The organism is Dinghuibacter silviterrae (assembly GCF_004366355.1).
GTDB lineage: Bacteria > Bacteroidota > Bacteroidia > Chitinophagales > Chitinophagaceae > Dinghuibacter > Dinghuibacter silviterrae.
In genome coordinates, this window is sequence record NZ_SODV01000001.1 from 121238 (window position 1) to 137698 (window position 16461).

General features: G+C 54.9%; 15 protein-coding genes. 9 read left to right on the top strand and 6 right to left on the bottom strand.

Features of this window, described 5'->3' with window-relative positions; genetic code table 11:
• Positions 1–264 precede the first annotated feature (264 nt).
• From EDB95_RS00605 to EDB95_RS00625, 5 genes are all read left to right on the top strand, one after another.
• Entirely contained in the window at positions 265–1293 is a 1029-nt protein-coding gene (locus EDB95_RS00605) for a LacI family DNA-binding transcriptional regulator (RefSeq protein ID WP_133989559.1), read from the top strand.
• Between the two features lie 19 nt (positions 1294–1312).
• Entirely contained in the window at positions 1313–2503 is a 1191-nt protein-coding gene (locus EDB95_RS00610; protein WP_133989561.1) for a winged helix-turn-helix domain-containing protein, read from the top strand.
• A 64-nt stretch (positions 2504–2567) separates the two neighbouring features.
• Positions 2568–3155, top strand: coding sequence for a Crp/Fnr family transcriptional regulator (locus tag EDB95_RS00615; protein WP_133989563.1), 588 nt, complete (start codon positions 2568–2570; stop codon positions 3153–3155).
• Positions 3156–3319: 164 nt separating this feature from the next.
• The gene (locus EDB95_RS00620) at positions 3320–4225 is read left to right on the top strand and encodes an NmrA family NAD(P)-binding protein (protein WP_133989565.1); all 906 of its coding nucleotides are present in this window, start codon (positions 3320–3322) and stop codon (positions 4223–4225) included.
• Between the two features lie 13 nt (positions 4226–4238).
• A complete protein-coding gene (locus tag EDB95_RS00625) occupies positions 4239–5141 on the top strand; it encodes a helix-turn-helix domain-containing protein (protein ID WP_133989566.1) in 903 nt (300 codons plus the stop codon).
• 201 nt (positions 5142–5342) lie between these two features.
• Here the strand turns inward: EDB95_RS00625 and EDB95_RS00630 are convergent, their stop codons facing one another.
• On the bottom strand, positions 5343–5681 hold the full coding sequence (locus EDB95_RS00630) for a hypothetical protein (protein WP_133989567.1): 339 nt from the start codon (positions 5679–5681) through the stop codon (positions 5343–5345).
• A 16-nt stretch (positions 5682–5697) separates the two neighbouring features.
• Positions 5698–6039: a TfoX/Sxy family protein gene (locus EDB95_RS00635; RefSeq protein WP_133989569.1), complete on the bottom strand. Its 342-nt coding sequence runs from the start codon at positions 6037–6039 to the stop codon at positions 5698–5700.
• A 33-nt stretch (positions 6040–6072) separates the two neighbouring features.
• Here EDB95_RS00635 and EDB95_RS00640 point away from each other — a divergent pair, with 33 nt between their 5' ends.
• The gene (locus EDB95_RS00640) at positions 6073–6924 is read left to right on the top strand and encodes a class I SAM-dependent methyltransferase (RefSeq protein WP_133989571.1); all 852 of its coding nucleotides are present in this window, start codon (positions 6073–6075) and stop codon (positions 6922–6924) included.
• Here the strand turns inward: EDB95_RS00640 and selD are convergent.
• Positions 6921–7955: a selenide, water dikinase SelD gene (gene selD / locus EDB95_RS00645; protein WP_133989573.1), complete on the bottom strand. Its 1035-nt coding sequence runs from the start codon at positions 7953–7955 to the stop codon at positions 6921–6923. The two genes, EDB95_RS00640 and selD, sit on opposite strands and share 4 nt — an antisense overlap.
• Entirely contained in the window at positions 7936–8979 is a 1044-nt protein-coding gene (gene mnmH, locus EDB95_RS00650) for a tRNA 2-selenouridine(34) synthase MnmH (protein ID WP_133989575.1), read from the bottom strand. Before mnmH ends, selD begins: the two co-directional genes overlap by 20 nt.
• Positions 8980–9004: 25 nt before the next feature.
• Here mnmH and EDB95_RS00655 point away from each other — a divergent pair, with 25 nt between their 5' ends.
• From EDB95_RS00655 to EDB95_RS00665, 3 genes are all read left to right on the top strand, one after another.
• Positions 9005–9475: a group II truncated hemoglobin gene (locus EDB95_RS00655; RefSeq protein ID WP_133989576.1), complete on the top strand. Its 471-nt coding sequence runs from the start codon at positions 9005–9007 to the stop codon at positions 9473–9475.
• 104 nt (positions 9476–9579) lie between these two features.
• The gene (locus EDB95_RS00660; protein ID WP_133989578.1) at positions 9580–10398 is read left to right on the top strand and encodes an SDR family oxidoreductase; all 819 of its coding nucleotides are present in this window, start codon (positions 9580–9582) and stop codon (positions 10396–10398) included.
• A 112-nt stretch (positions 10399–10510) separates the two neighbouring features.
• A complete protein-coding gene (locus EDB95_RS00665) occupies positions 10511–11389 on the top strand; it encodes a helix-turn-helix domain-containing protein (protein ID WP_133989580.1) in 879 nt (292 codons plus the stop codon).
• A 102-nt stretch (positions 11390–11491) separates the two neighbouring features.
• Here the strand turns inward: EDB95_RS00665 and EDB95_RS00670 are convergent, their stop codons facing one another.
• A complete protein-coding gene (locus EDB95_RS00670; protein ID WP_133989582.1) occupies positions 11492–13087 on the bottom strand; it encodes a SusD/RagB family nutrient-binding outer membrane lipoprotein in 1596 nt (531 codons plus the stop codon).
• A 24-nt stretch (positions 13088–13111) separates the two neighbouring features.
• A complete protein-coding gene (locus EDB95_RS00675) occupies positions 13112–16414 on the bottom strand; it encodes a SusC/RagA family TonB-linked outer membrane protein (RefSeq protein ID WP_133989584.1) in 3303 nt (1100 codons plus the stop codon).
• Positions 16415–16461 lie beyond the last annotated feature (47 nt).

Genomic DNA, 16461 nt, shown 5'->3' on the forward strand with positions numbered 1-16461 from the left:
ATAAAAATGAACCGATGACAGGCACCGCGTGGGTTTTCACCGGGTTTCGCCTTATGGTATGAAAATAAAATGAGGGGAGCTGTATATAATCACATGCAAGTCAATCATTTCTTTCATATAGCAGGCAAAACATCAACACGTTTATGATCATTAAACGTAGATTTGACACTTCAAATATAAATAAGCTTTCGAAAAATGTAAGCGATTACAATTTTTTTTCTTAAAAAAACTTTTCTATAGCTTTACAAGACTACGAAGCCGATTATGTTGGATAATAAAGAAATCACTATCTACGATATTGCGAGTAAACTGAATATATCGACAGCCACCGTAAGCCGCGCCCTGAAAGACGATCCGGTCGTCAGCAAAAAAACCAAGAAAAAGGTATTTGACCTGGCAGAGCAAATGGGTTACCGATCCAATCACTTTGCCAGAAACCTCCGCAGCCAGCGCACGGAAACGATTGGTGTCATCGTGCCCAGGCTAAACAGCTATTTTATGTCCACGGTCATCGCGGGTATCGAAAGCGTGGCCAACCAGGCAGGCTATAACCTTATCATCAGCCAGTCCTCCGAATCAACGGACAATGAAAAGATGAATGCCAAAACCATGTTCAACAACCGGGTAGATGGTTTATTGGTGTCGCTGGCTTATGATACGGACGACCTTTCCCACTTCGATATTTTCCATAAAAAAAATATACCGCTGATTTTTTTCGACCGTGTTTCGGAACACGTGCACAGCAGCAATATCTTAATCGATAACCGGAAAGCCGCTTACGGCGTCACCAGCCACCTCATCAGCCAGGGCTGCAGGAAAATCGCACACATCACCGCTACTTCGGACAGCAACGTCTACGTCGATCGCCTCGCGGGGTATACCCACGCGCTGGCCGACCATTCCATCGCAGCCGACAAGGAATACATCATCTACAGCGACCTCAGCCAGGAAGCCGGGGCGGCCGCCGCCCAACATATTTTGCAGATGAAGCATAGACCCGACGCCATATTCGTCGCCAACGACAACTGCGCCGTCGGCTGTATGCTGGCTTTGAAACAGGCCGGCATACGCATACCCGGAGACATTGCGTTTGCCGGGTTCAACAACGACCCCGTGTCGACCGTGGTCGAACCCAACCTGACGACGATCAATTATCCCGGCTACGAAATGGGCGAAACCGCCGCCCGGCATTTGATCAACCACCTCAACGGGAATGCTTCCATGCACATCGCTAATACGATTTTGCTGCGCTCCGAATTGATCGTGCGCGCATCCTCCGAAAAACGCCGCTGATTTTCGGTAACTTGGCCTCATGACCCCGCACGTCCTTTCCCAAGCGCAGGCCCGGAAAATTATACTCCATGCCGCCGGCCTGGCCAGACCTGCGCAGTTCGGAAAAGGCCGCGAAGCCGTCTACAAAGTGATCGACCACCTTGGCTACGTCCAGCTCGACACCAACTATACCGTGGAACGCGCCCACCACCACGCCCTGGCCACCCGGGTACCCGGCTATAAGCTGGAATGGCTGGAGGAACTGCAAGCCGACGGGAGGATCTTCGAATTTTTCACCTCCGACTCGGGCTTTATGCCCATGCACGACTACCGCTTTTCCCTGGCCGTAAAAGAGGGCTTTGCCTCCGCCAGGAAGCCCCTGACAACCGCCGAGGTCAATCTGATGCAACGCGTCCTGGACAGGATCGAACGCGAAGGACCGCTGATGGTGAAAGACTTTGAAAACGACCGCATGGAAGCAAGCTCCGGCTGGTGGGACTGGCGCCCCTCAAAGGTCGCGCTCGAACGGTTGTACCTCGACGGACGCCTGATGACCACGCGCACAAGGGATTTTCAGAAGGTATACGACCTGCCTGCCAACCTGGTTCCGGACGACATCGATCAAACAAAGCCCACACCGGAGGAATATGCAAGACACGTGATCCGGCGCACCCTGCAGTCGCTGGGTATCGCCTACGCCAAAGAACTCGCCTGGCGCGCCCGTCACGTAAAAAACCACCTGGTCAAAAAAGAACTTGAAAAGCTCGTCGAAGAAGGAGAGGTCCTTACCGTAACCATCGAAGACCAAAAGACCGCCCCGCTTTATATGTTACCCGTTTACAAAAACAAAAAGATCCAGTTGTCCGGGGACGCTTTTGTTCTCTCGCCCTTTGACGTATTGAATGTCTTCCGGCACCGGCTACGGGACTTTTTCAACTTCGACTACCAGATCGAATGTTTTGTACCCGAGCCCAAACGGAAATATGGATACTTCTCTTTACCCATTTTGGTGGGGGACACCTTCGTCGCCCGGATGGATTCAAAAGCGGAGCGCAAGCAACGCGTACTCGCCGTCCACAATCTCCACTTCGAACCGGTGCCCCTCCACGAACCCGACAAGATCGCCGACGCACTGATAAAGTTTGCCGAATTCAATCAATGCCAGGATATTACCTTCAAAAAGTCCAACCGCAAACAGCACCTCGCCGCCCTCAAAAAAGCGCTGCTGTAGCATTCTATCCACAGTGATATAGGCGCCAGCGATCTTCGTATCTTCAACACGTAATAATTCCAGCTTGATCTTTAGCAATGACCGGCATTCGGCTCTGATGCCCTTTTTGGAAAAGTGCAAGGCTCTGCAACATCCCCAGGAGTTTCCCGCGAGGACCGTTTTGCTGCAGGCCGGCAAGGTCGCTCAAAACTTTTATTTTGTCGAAAAAGGCTGTCTTCGGATGTCGTTTGACGCCCACGGCAAGGAAACGACCGTCCAATTCTTTTTTGAATACGAAGGCGTCGCTTCCCAGGAAAGTTTTTACCGGCGCACCCCCAGCATGTTCGCCCTGGAAACCATCGAACCCGTTGTCGTCTGGAGCATCCCCCACAACATTTATATGTACGCGATCAACGACCTCGCGGAAAACACCGCCTTTTTGAAGGCCCTCGTCGACATGGCCTATGAGCGGCAACACCACTACATCACCGAATTCCTGTCCCGTATCAGGGACACCCCCGAAGAGCGGTATAAAAACCTCCTCCGGGAACGACCGCATATCGTGCAACGGGTACCCCAACACTACATTGCCTCCTACTTAGGGATCAGCCCCGTACACCTCAGCCGCATCAAAAATAAACTGGCGGGAAAGAACGGAGTCCGGAGTATTTGATAACAAATGTTATCACGCCGCACGCTGATTCTGTTCTATCTTGACGAAAATTTAATCCGCTTACCTCTGGATCCAATATCCTGGTTTTTGGCTACAACAACCCCTGATTCGGCTACGGCTGTCTCCTGAACGCTCCTGAACTTTGCTTCATCAAAAGGAGCTTTATGAAAATTACCGTCACAGGTTCCCTTGGGAACATCAGCCAACCCCTCACCAAAACCCTGGTGCAACAAGGCCATCAGGTAACCGTCATCAGCAGTAAACAAGACAAGCAAAAGGACATCGAGGCGCTGGGCGCCACCGCGGCCATCGGCTCCGTAGAAGACGTCCGTTTTCTCACTGCCGCTTTTACCGGCGCGGACGCGGTCTATCTAATGAACCCACCCAACTTTGCCGAACCCGACCCCATCGCCTATTACCGTAGGGTGGCGGGCAACTATGCACTGGCCATCCGGCAGACCGGCGTACGCCGCGTGGTTTACTTAAGTTCGTACGGCGCCGACCTGGATAAAGGGACGGGGATCATCCTGGGCTCCCACCACGCGGAAAATATCCTAAAGGACATCCCGGGTATAACCCTTACCCTTGTGCGCCCCACTTACTTCTATTACAACCTGTATGTCTTTTTACAAAAGATCAAAACGGACGGCGTGATCAGGGCCAACTACGGCGAGGACAAGGTCGTGATGGTCTCTCCGAAAGACATCGCCGCCGCCGTAGCGGAAGAAATTGTGTCGGCAGCGGAAAAATTCGTGCCGCAACATGGTAAAAGCAACGTACGGTATGTAGCCAGCGACGAAGCCACCGGCCAGGAAATCGCCAGCATCCTGGGAGCGGCCATCGGCAAACCCGACCTGAAATGGGAGGTCGTCTCCGATGAGCAAATGCATAAAAACTATGTGGCCAACGGGCTGCCGAAAAACACCGCCGATCACCTGGTGGAGTTGTTTGAAAGCCTGCGCACGGGCAAGCTGGCCGAAGATTTCAATCTGCACAGACCGGCCGTCTTCGGCAGCGAAAAACTGACCGGCTTTGCAAAAGAATTTGCAAGGGTTTACCAGCAAAACTGAGTAACATTGTACCATGGTCATCCGGCTCCAAACAATCAGCCAATACCACCGTCTGATGGGGCTTCCCAAACCGGAACACCCCCTGGTCAGCGTCGTTCGGTTCGAAGACATAAAAGGCGACAATGAACCAAAACATTTCCTGATCGATTATTATTGCATCGCCCTGAAAAGAAACTTCAACGGCAAGATCAAATACGGCCAGCAGGACTACGACTTCGACGAAGGCATCATGACCTTTATGGCCCCGGGCCAGGTGTTCCGGATTGAGGTGGACAAAGACCAGATGCTGCAACATTCGGGATGGATGCTCCTCGTCCATCCCGATTTTCTTTGGAACACACCGATGGCCAAAGCCATCAGGCAATACGACTTTTTCGACTACTCCGTCAACGAAGCCTTGTTCCTGTCGGACAAAGAAGAATCCACCATCATCGGCATTATGCAAAACATCGGTCAGGAATACCAGTCCAACATCGACAAATACAGCCAGAACATCATCCTTGCCCAGCTTGACCTGCTGCTGACCTACTCGGAGCGTTTTTACCAGCGCCAGTTTATCACCCGCAAGATCACCAACCACAAGATCCTCGACCGTCTCGAAAACCTGCTTTCGGAATATTTCGACAGCGAATCCCTGACAGAAAACGGCCTCCCCAGCGTACAATATATTGCCGGTGAGCTACACCTTTCCCCCAGTTACCTCGGCGACCTGCTCAAAACCCTCACCGGTCAGAATACCCAGCAACACATCCACGAAAAGCTCATCGAAAAGGCCAAGGAAAAATTATCCACCACCGACCTCTCCATCAGCGAAATCGCCTTCCAGCTCGGATTCGTCCATTCCCAGTCGTTCAGCAAACTTTTCAAGGCCAAGACCAACCAAACACCCCTGGCCTTCCGTCAGTCGTTTAGCTGACGGGCAAAAGCAAACCCCCGCTCACGCGGGGGTCTGTTATCAAGCGATGCCATGTAACCGGTCCTTAAGCCGCCTTATGGCAGCAGGCGCAAGGATGCGGGCAACAAGGAAAAGGGCAGAGTATCAACAGGCCAATACATGCCAGGCTCATTATATTTTCCATAAAAAATGAGTTCAACGGTGAAAAATGATTTTGCTTATTCAGGAAAAGGGAAGACCGGCCGGCGGCTTCCAGTGTTGCCGGAAGTAATCGGAAAGACCGGAGACGGGCATCACCTGATAGGCTATCCTATCCGGCAAGGTCAGATACGTAAAATGGAAAAACGGCTGAAAGGTCACCAGCGAACACAACGGACAGTCCACGCAAGCCGATGCCTCGGCTTTCTTTTTGTCCTTGTGACACCCATGGCACTCGTGCGTTGTCGCGACGTGCCCATCCGACAGGACGCACTCGGTTACACAAAACGACCCCACCCGCGTCCAAGCCACGCACATCGCGACGATCGGCAAAAACAGCAATATGGCACAAAGTCTACGCACCTTCTAAAGATACAAATTACTTCTTTTTCCGCGACGCCTTCGCCTTCTTGTTAAAGTCCAGCGCGATACCCACCCAATAGTCAAAGTCCTTTTCCGTCTTTAACCCGCTTTGTTCCACCAGCACATAGCCACGCATCGGCCGGTTCGTAAAGTCCATGGTCCTGCAACCGGTTTTTGCGATGGCGGCGTCATGCAGGTCCGGGTCGATCCGGCACATCAATTCGTCCTTTATGATACCCAGACACATCTTGTCGTTGTACATAAAGGTCAGGCCACCCATCATGGGTTTTTCCTCAACGTTGGAAAGCGACGCCAGTTTCTGGCGAACCCTTTCGGCTAGTTTTTGATCGTATGCCATAAGAACAATTTAAACACGAATTTTGTATCCACAATGCTAGATCTGGCCGCCCATATCGAAGCCCTGATCAAAGATACTTCCCTCCTGGAAGAGATCCACTTCGACCGCCGGGCCGACGTCCTGGAGGACCTCGATGCGATGCCCCTCGAAGGATCGCTGTGGCAAAAGGCAGACACCCTTCGGGCCCGCCTGGAACGCATCGATGAATGCCTTTTTGAAAAACTGCGCAACGGTATCCGTAATGGGACATACGAGCTCCGCGACCTGGTCGATACCTATGTCCATCCCCGGGAAACCGGCACCGGTTACGACAACCTCGACCTTTTTGTCAACCGGCTTTTGTCCTACCGGCCCTTGCCGGAGCAGACCATGACACTGGAACCGGACATGGTGTATTTTCAAAAGACCCCGGCAAGGATCGTGTTCGATATGGTGGGAAAAATAAATCTGGCCTCGGAAGACGTTTTTATCGACCTGGGGTCCGGCAATGGACAGGTAGTCCTTCTCGTCCACCTGCTGACGGGCGTACACGCACGAGGCATCGAATATGACCCCACTCTTTGCGCCTACGCGCAGGACATGGCCGACAGCCTTCGACTGCCGGGCGTGTCCTTTGACAACGCTGACGTCCGCGAAGCCGACCTGAGCCAGGGAACCGTTTTCTTTATGTTCACGCCTTTCACCGGGAACCTCCTTCATAACGTCCTGGAGCGCTTAAAAGGCGAATCCCGCCACCGGAGCATCCGGGTCATCACTTATGGCCCCTGCACGGCGAAGGTACCCGGGGGGCCCGGTACCGGGAAGGTACCTGTGGGAAACTGGCTGACGCCCCTCCACCCCATATCCACCGACGCGTATACACCGGCCTTTTTCCAAAGTCTTTAAATCACCCTGATCAAAGTCTTCCCCACAGGCTCCTCCAACCACCCGATAGACTCGCCCGGCAATCCATACTCCGTAAGCAACCGCTCAAAAGCAGGCCCATCCGTCACCGCCACAAGCAGGCCCCCACTCGTCTGCGGATCCGCCAGCACACACCGTTGTTCTTCTGTCAACGGTCCGATCCGGTCTCCATAGCTTTTCCAGTTCCTCCCCGTCCCCCCGGGCACACACCCCAAAGACAGGTAGTGCGGCACCGACCCGATCACAGGCACCTTCGAAAAGTCAACGATCGCCGAAACCCCGCTGCCGGCACACATTTCCACCAGGTGCCCCAGCAACCCGAAGCCCGTCACGTCCGTCATGGCGCGCACGCCTTCCCACTCGCCAAAGATCTCCCCCACCTTATTCAACCGGACCATACTCTCCAGGGCGATAGCAGCGTCCTCCGGCGCCAAAAGCCCCCGCTTCTGGGCGGTGGACAGGATGCCTACCCCTAAAGGTTTGGTGAGGTAAAGCCGGCAACCCGCTACCGCGGTCGAATTCCGTTTCAATTGACCAAGACCCACCATGCCGTTGACCGCCAGACCGAAAACCGGCTCCGGGCAGTCGATGCTGTGCCCACCCGCCAGGGTGATCCCGGCCTCCGCGCACACCGCCCTCGACCCCTCCAGTACCCGCCCCGCCACCTCAGGCGGAATCTTGTCCACGGGCCATCCCAGGATGGCAATAGCCAGCACCGGCTTGCCGCCCATGGCATACACGTCGCTGATGGCGTTCGCGGAGGCAATCCGGCCGAAGTCAAAGGGATCATCCACGATGGGCATAAAGAAATCCGTGGTCGAAATGAGTGCGTTCCCGTTGCCAAGGTCCAGCACCGCCGCGTCATCCCGCTGGTCGTTTCCTACGAGCAAGCGGGGATCGGACAGGACCGGCACGCTGGTGTGTAATATTTTGTCCAGGACGGCTGGGCTGATCTTACAACCGCAACCGGCGCCGTGTGAGAATTGTGTCAATTTAATATCGGTCGATTCCATGATCCAGACTTTGTTGTGCAACATTTAAAACCCATTCCGCGCTTTCCACCGGGTCTTTGCCCCAGACCGGCACCGGCACGACCCGTTCCTGGTCCCGCCCGGCCAGACCCGTCCGGTAGGTTTTATCATAATACAACAAGACCTCCCGGATAAAATCCGCCATCCGCCCCTCCCGTATCGCGGCCACAGCCCGTTTCGTTTGTTCCGGCCCCAGGCGTTTCCATATCCGCTCGGTGCATTCCACCAAAAAAGCCCGGTCCAGCGAACCGTATTCCGCCAGCAAATTCCTGACCCTGACCTCCCTCGCCACCTGGACGTCAAACAACACCGCCGACTGCATCCGGTTCCATAAGGTTCGGGGGATAAGCCTTTTTCCGATCGTCAGGCTTTCATCCTCGACCCAAATCACCCGGGCATCGTCAAACCCGCGAAGCCGGTCTGCCAATTCGTTTTCGAACTGCTCCTGGGAAGGCTGCACCAGGCGGTTGAGCGTCCCATACGTCGACCCATGGTGTTGCGCCAGGTCTTCGAGGTCGATCACCTGCTCCCCCATCCCGCGGAGCTCCTGCAAAATCTTTGTTTTTCCCGACCCCGTCATACCGCCCACCACAGACAAGGGCCACGGGCGTTCAAACTGGTCCAACACCCACCGACGGTACTGCTTATACCCACCTTCCACGAGGTATACCTGGAAACCATACAGGTCCAGCGCCCAGGCCATGGCCCCGCTACGCATCCCGCCTCTCCAGCAATGCAGTGCAATTTTTCGACCGGGCGCTTTGTCCAGCGCTTCCTTTATAAAGCCCGACCACTTCGGGCCAGCCAGGTCAAAACCCAGCAGGATGGCCGCTTCACGGCTCTCCTGTTTATAGGTCGTTCCCACGCGCACGCGTTCCTCGTTGCTAAAAAGCGGAAGGTTAAAGGCGCCCGGTATATGTCCTTGCGCAAATTCCGCAGGGGTCCGTACGTCCGCCATCGGCAACCCCAAATCTATGACCTCCTGTATGGCCAGCCTTCGTATCATCCCGTAAATGTCTTAAATTTCTGTCATGGAACCGACACCTACCTTATATGATTGGGCCGGCGGCGAGGCCGCTTTTCAAAACCTGTTCCGCCGGTTTTATGACAAAGTCCTGCAGGACGACCTCCTGGGTCCCGTTTTCCGGAATATGTCCCCCGATCATCCAACACACGTCGCCCACTTCGTCGCTGAAGTCTTTGGCGGGCCCAAACGGTATACGCAAGATGATGGTGGCAGCCACGCGATCATGATCGCCCACCACATCGGCAAAATGCTGGACGACACCAAGCGGAAACGCTGGATACAGCTCCTTCTGGACACCGCCGACGACAACGGCCTACCCGCCGACCCGGAATTCCGTTCCGCCCTGGTAGGCTACCTGGAATGGGGTACGCGTATCGCCGTCATCAACTCCCAATTGACCGAAAACCCGCTCAACGATACAGATCCTATGCCCAAATGGGGCTGGGGCGAGACCAAAGGACCCTATCGACCCTAGGGAAGCCTTTAGGGAGGCCCTTCGGGAGAAATGTATCACATTCCCCCACTTCCGTATAACACCCGCCCCTGCAGACGCCGGTAGCTTTGTCAAAAAATAAGAACATGGCAAAGACAATCTTTATTACCGGTGCCTCCAGGGGCTTTGGCAAATTATGGGCCCAGGCCTTCCTGGAGAGGGGCGACAAGGTCATCGCTACAGCAAGAAACCTCGACAGCCTGAAGGACCTCGCCCGCCAGTACCCGGACACCCTGCTCCCCCTGCAACTGGACGTCACGGACAGAGCCGCCGTTTTTGCAACCGTCTCCAAAGCGGCGGATCACTTCGGTCAAATAGATGTATTGATTAATAACGCCGGCTATGGCCTTTTCGGCGCCGTGGAGGAAGCCTCTGAGAAAGAAGCCCGTGCCCAGCTGGAAGTCAATGTTTTCGGGCTGTTGTGGGCTACCCAGGCCGTCCTCCCCCTCATGCGCCGCCAGGGGAGTGGTCACATCATCCAGGTTTCCAGCATTTTAGGCATTACGACAGTGCCCACCATGGGGCTGTATAACGCGACCAAATTCGCGATCGAAGGCCTCAGCGAAACCCTCGCCACGGAGGTCGGGCATTTCGGCATCCATGTGACCCTGGTGGAACCCAATGCCTATTCCACGGACTTTATCGGGGGTTCCGCCGCCCGGTCTACGCCCATCCCGTCCTATGAGCCCATACACAAAGCAGCGTCCGAAAGCTTCGCCCAGGAAGACATCTGGGGTGATCCCAAGGCAACGCCCACGGCTATTTTGAAACTGGTCGACGCCCCCCATCCCCCCTTGCGTCTTTTCCTTGGCAAAAAGGCGCTCCCCTGGGCCCAGGAAGCCTACAAAAACCGCCTCGCGACCTGGGAGGAATGGAACGACGTTGCCGTCGCCGCCCACGGGTAGAGTTGCCGCGGCGGGCTAAGCGGACAATTTAGCCCGCCGCGGCAACACCGCTAATGATGGCCCTTCGGGCAGGGCGTCTGTGGCGCCCTATAAAACGCAATACCTTTATCCCATGATCCACTTCAAGACCCTGACGGACATGCACCGCCAAAACGGTTTCCCGCCCCCGGAAAATCCCCTGCTAAGCATCATCCGCTGTAACGGCACGGTGGCCTGTCCGTTTGGCGAACAGGAGTTCACGGGTGACTTCTACATGATCGCCTTTAAAAAGCTGCGTTCCGGCGTCATCCGCTATGGGCGCACAACCTATGACCATGAGAACGGGTCCATGTTTTTTGTCAAACCACGACAGGTGATGCAATTCAGGGATGTACAAATGGAGGAAGATGCCTTTATGATCCTTTTGCATGAAGACCTCTTGACCGGGCACACCCTTTTCAATGAGCTGAAAAAGTATACGTTCTTCGAATACGAAACAAACGAGGCCTTGCACCTGTCCCCCAGGGAAGAAAAGATCATCTGGGAACTGTTCGACCAGATCGAAGCGGAGTACCGCAACAACGAGGACGAATACAGCAGGGACATCATCCTGACCCACATCAGCTCGATCCTGAAATACGCCCAGCGGTTTTACAAGCGGCAGTTCATTTCGCGTACGACCCTTTCGGGGGTAACCGTATCAAAATTCCAGGAAGTCCTGGCGGCGCACGGTAAGGAAGGCTTACCGACGGTGGGGTTGATGGCGTCCAGGCTGCACCTCTCCCCCCGCTACCTCAGCGACCTCCTCAAGGCCGAAACCGGGAAGACCGCCATAGAGCTCATCCATCTTTTCCTGATCGGGGAAGCGAAAAACCTGCTCAGGGGTGCGGACCAGACGGTGGCGGAGATCGCCTACAGCCTGGGGTTTGAAAACCTTCCGTATTTCTCGCGCCTGTTTAAGAAAGAAGTGGGGCTGAGCCCACAGCAGTATAAGAAGCAGCACCTGAACTAAAAAAATTGGCCCCGGCAAAAGCCGGGGCCTCTCGTTGTTTGCTCTTACTATTAACACCGCCTGCGGCGGCGCGGCCATTCGGCCGAACTATCGGAACCTTAACTATCGTACATCCCAGAAAATCTTCGTCGTCCGCGTATCCTTGGAAGACACCGTCGCATAGTTCGAAGCATTGTACTCCGACTCGGTGGTGGGATACAACAAACGGGTAGGCGGCTGGGGTGCATCCCCATAGCTGGCCGTTGGGAAGGTCAGGGCGGGGTATTTGGTCCGCCTCAACTCCGCCCAGGCCTGGCCGGACTGGAGGATGAAAAAGTTTAACCAGTTTTGAGTACCGATCAGGGCGAGCTTGTGCGCCTGGGTTCCCGAATAGGCGATATTGGATCCCGCGATATACGCGTCGATGGAGGCCTGGGAAGGAGACGCCAGGGAGGCCCAGGTGCCCGCGCTCAGGATCTTGGATTGGTTGATCCCGTAGTAGAAGGCGACAGACTGGTTGATCCCGTTGGCATAAGCCGTGGCGGCGGAAGTAGAACCCGCGCCCCAGCGTTCGTTCGCTTCGGCAGTCAGGAAGCTGACTTCGGCGGCGGTGAACAGTACGCCGGGCACGTTGTAGTTATACATGAACGTAGCGGAATCGAACGTAGCCCATCCGCCATTGTCATAATCGGACACCGTCCCATTGGTGGGGAACCCGTGATAAGCCTGGCCCCTTACCGAGTCCCAAAGGACGGCGGTACGCGGGTCATTGTTGGCTGCCATCAGTGTGTCCAGGAGATAGGCCGGGGCGTAGGGATTGGCCGTAAAAGCGCTCAGCAGATCACTCTTCAGCGTGGTAGGGCTTTCCTTCAGCGTCACGTTCATGGTATTGTCCGTGATCATCGGATAGGTCGTAGGGTCGGCCAGCATCGCCGTTACCTCGGTCTGCGCCTCCGACGTATTCTGATATGAGATCCGCATCAGGAGACGAAACCTCAGGGAATTGACATACCTCCGCCAAAGGGTAAGGCTGCCACCCAGCAGGATGTCCTGTTTTTGCAGGTTCGAAGACACTTCCGTGGACAGGGAGACCGTATCGAAGAAAGTATTGAGCGTCTTCAGGTTGGCGATCAGGGTGTCATAGAGCCCTGCCGCGTCGTCGAATTTCGCATAAGAGACCGAACGGCTGCTGGTATTCAGGGAGCCGGCCTGGGAGAAGGGAATATCCCCCCAAAGATCCACCATTTGAGCGGTCTGGTCCGCAAGAACGACCTGGGCACAAGCCAGGTAAACGTATTGCTTGGCCTGTTCCGTAGCAGACAGGGCGGCATAAGTCGTTTGCATTTCCCGGTAGGTGCTCATGATGCCGGGACCGTTATAGTTGTAGTCGTACGAGGAACCGGAAGACGGTACGGAACCGGAATAGTAATCATCCCAGCGGTTCTGGTTGTACGTCATGGAGGGCACATACTCCTGGGTTGCCGGTGCGTTGACCGACAATTGGGAATACGCCCCGAGCGTCGGCAGCAGGAAGGTCGTATAGTCCCAGTAAGACGGGTGTATCCGCTTGTTGAGGTACATACCGCTCAACAGCTTGCTCAGGTCACCGGTCGTCGTCAGTTCCGGGTTGAGGTAGTCGCCCTCAATGGTCTTTTTGCAGGAGCTGAAAGACCCGGCCAGGACGAGGAGAAAAGAGGCACTTATCAAAAGTCGTTTCATGATATTCTGTTTAGAATAAAAAAATTAGAACCTGGCCTTTAAGCTAACACCCATGCTCCTGGTCGGGGCAGCGGCACCGCCGTCGAGACCCTGGCTGAGCCAGGAGGAACCAACGGTTGCTTCCGGATCGATGCCATGGGGCAGCGTTTTGTAGAGATAGAACAGGTTCCTGCCGATCAGCGACAACTGCAAACCCTGGAAATGGATCTTGGAAGTGATGGCCTTGGGGAGGTTGTAGCTCAGCGTAACCTCGCGGAATTTGATATAGCTGTTGTCGAATACGGCGTTCTGATACAAACCGGCCGTTTCCCAGTTGTAGGCATTCTCGTAGTACATGGCCGCCGTGATGACCTTGGTGTTCGTGGCACCGCTGGAGGTCACACCGGGGAGAATCACGCCATCGGTCCGGGTACCGGCAGAAGACGCGGTATAGTCGGCGTTGGCGTCGCTGTTGACGACATAGGGAATACCACCGTGCGCGGCATCACGATATTGGAGCGTGTTCTTGTACATCCCGGACCCGATCTGATAATAGGTGGGGATAGACACCATTTTACCCCCAAAACGATAGTCGAGGGTGAAGTCCAGGGAGAATTCCTTGTAGGAGAAGGAGTTTGAAAAACCGCCTACGACCTTGGGCATGATGTTCCCCGCGTACTGATAGGCATTGGTATTGACGGTATAAAAACCATAGTCGTCGATGACGGCGTTTCCTTTGGCGTCCGTTGCCTTGGGATGTACATAGATATTCCCCAGGGGATCACCCACCTTGCCGCGGATGATCAGGTATCCGCCGTCCTGGCTGCTGAAATCCAGCGTGCTCAAACCATTCGGAAGCGCGACCAGCTTATTCTTGTTGATGGCGAAATTGAACCGGCTCGTCCAGCGGAAGTCGCGCCTGTTGATGATTTGCCCGGTGATAGCTGCCTCGATCCCGTAGTTCGACAGGTTGCCCGCATTGGCCAGGACCGAAGAAGCCCCGACAGAGGTAGCGGTCGACAACGTCAGGATCTGGTGGTTGACCTTGTTGTTGTAATACGATACGTCCAAACCGATCCGGTCGTTCAGCATCCGTGTTTCAAGCCCGAATTCGGCCTCGCGTTTCTGTTCGCTGGTGATACTGTTGTTCCCGAAACCGCTGCTGTTGGAAGCCTGGAACAACAGGTTGGTGTTGTTATAGGTAAGGGCAGACTGGTTGTAGGCGACGTTGGCCTGGTAAATACCGGGATGGTTCCCCACCAACCCCCAGGAGCCCCGGAGCTTGGCATAGTTGAAGAACGTCGGCAGCTTGACAACGTCGCTAAGAATAAAACCGCCGTTGAAGGAGGGATACAAATAGCTGTTGTTGGCCGCGGGAAGGGTGGAGGACGACTCGTAACGGCCGGTCCCTTCCAGGTACAGGAAACTTTTGTAGTTCAGGTCCAGTATACCAAAGCCGGCCACATCCACCTGTTCCTGACGGTAAGCGTTGGAGGAAACGGCGCCGGCGGAATTGCTGATGCTAAAGAAATCCTCGTCCTGCAAACCGTTCGTGGTCCCCGTGTTCTGGTAATGATAGACCATTTTACGGGCTGTATAACCGGCGCTGGCGCTCAGGCTCAGGTCGTTGTTGATCTTGGGGCTGTACGTGATCAAACCATCTCCATAGAAGATGTTGAACGTATTGCTGGTCACCCCGTAATAACCTGTATACCCCAGCGATGCAGGTTGTGTGTTGTGGTCTTTCTCTTCGATCCCCAGGCTGGTGAAGTCACCACCGACGCGGCCGCGGATCTTCAGGTCATCGGTTAGCCCGACATTCAGGGTAAGGCTGTTGATAAACCGGTTCTGGGATTCATTGTAGCTGTCCCTCAGCTGCGTCCACAGGTAATCCAGGAGGTTCGTGGCGCGGATGTTGTAGGCCAGCTTCTGGTTTTGGTCATAAGAGTTGTTCGAGGGCAGGACATATTTATACCCATCCGTCGTCTGGTAGTGATCGAAATACGCACTCATATCGTCCGCCCGGCTGAAAAAACCGCCGTAGGAACCGAAGATCTGCCCCATCTGGTAGGTCCGGTTGTGCGTAAACGTATTGTTATAGGTCGATACCAGGTCCACGCTGACCCGGTTGTTGAGCTTCAGGGTCCCGTTGAAGTTGAAGTTGTTCTTGTTCAGGTTTGTCCCGGGCATGATGCTCTTGTAGTCGAAACGCGTATAGGACAACCGGAAGTTTCCGTTGTCCCCCGCACCCGAAATGGCCGCGTTGGCGGTGGAATTATACCCCGTGCTGAAAAAGTCTTTGAAGTTGTTGGGGTGCGCGACATACTTGCGGAAAGTTCCGTCCCAGTAGCGTACGGTGGAACCGTCGAACTTCGGACCGAATTCCGCATAAGAGCGCCAATAAGGGTGGTGGAAAGTGTCCGCGGTGGCCCAACCGGTCGCGTCGGCGATGCCGTTGGCTACGTTGGTCTGTGCGTCATACCCCGGGCCATACTCGTTCTGATAGTCCGGTTGGTAAGCCAGCTTTTCCATGGTGGCTGTATAGTTGAAGTCCACACCCAGCCCGCGGGATTTGGAACCCTTCTTCGTCGTGATGACCATGACCCCGTTCGTTGCTTCGGATCCATAAAGGGCGGATGCGCTTGCTCCTTTCAGGATGGTAATGCTTTCGATATCATCCGGGTTGATGTCCAGCACGCCGTTGGCCTCGATGCGCTGATCGCTCCAGTACCCGTTGTTGTTGGACCCGTTCCCGGAATTGCCGGACAGGTCATTATACAACCGGATAGGTACCCCGTCCACCACGTACAGCGGCTGGGTATTCAAACCGATGGAAGACACCCCGCGGATCTGTACCGACACCGCGCTGCTCGCACCCCCGGGTGCCGTAGAGATCTTGACCCCGGCGGCCTTCCCGTACAAAGCGGAAGCAAAGTTGGTGCTCCCGCTCTCGGTAATGTCTTTGGCAGAAACCGTACTTACAGCATACCCCAGCGCGCGGGCTTGCTTTTTAATGCCGAGAGAGGTCACCACGACCTCACCCAGCTCCGCATGCGCGGCACCCAGGGCGACAGATAAATCGGGAGAACCCGCTTTTACTTCCTGGGCGGCATATCCTACGCCACTAAATACCAGGACGTCTTTCGCGGAAGCCTGCACCTGGTAGTGCCCATTGGCGTCCGTGACGGCGCCCGTCCTGGTTCCTTTCAGGGTCACGGAAATGCCCGGGAGGGCAGCTCCCGCACTATCCCGCACCGTCCCCGAGACGGTCCTCTTCTGCCCGAAGGCTGCCAGGCTCCCCAGACATAGGAGCGCAAAAAGCAAAAGGAAATTTTTGGATTTTCCCATAACAGTTGGATTGATTTTAATTATACAGCAAAACCGTTTTAGCATAG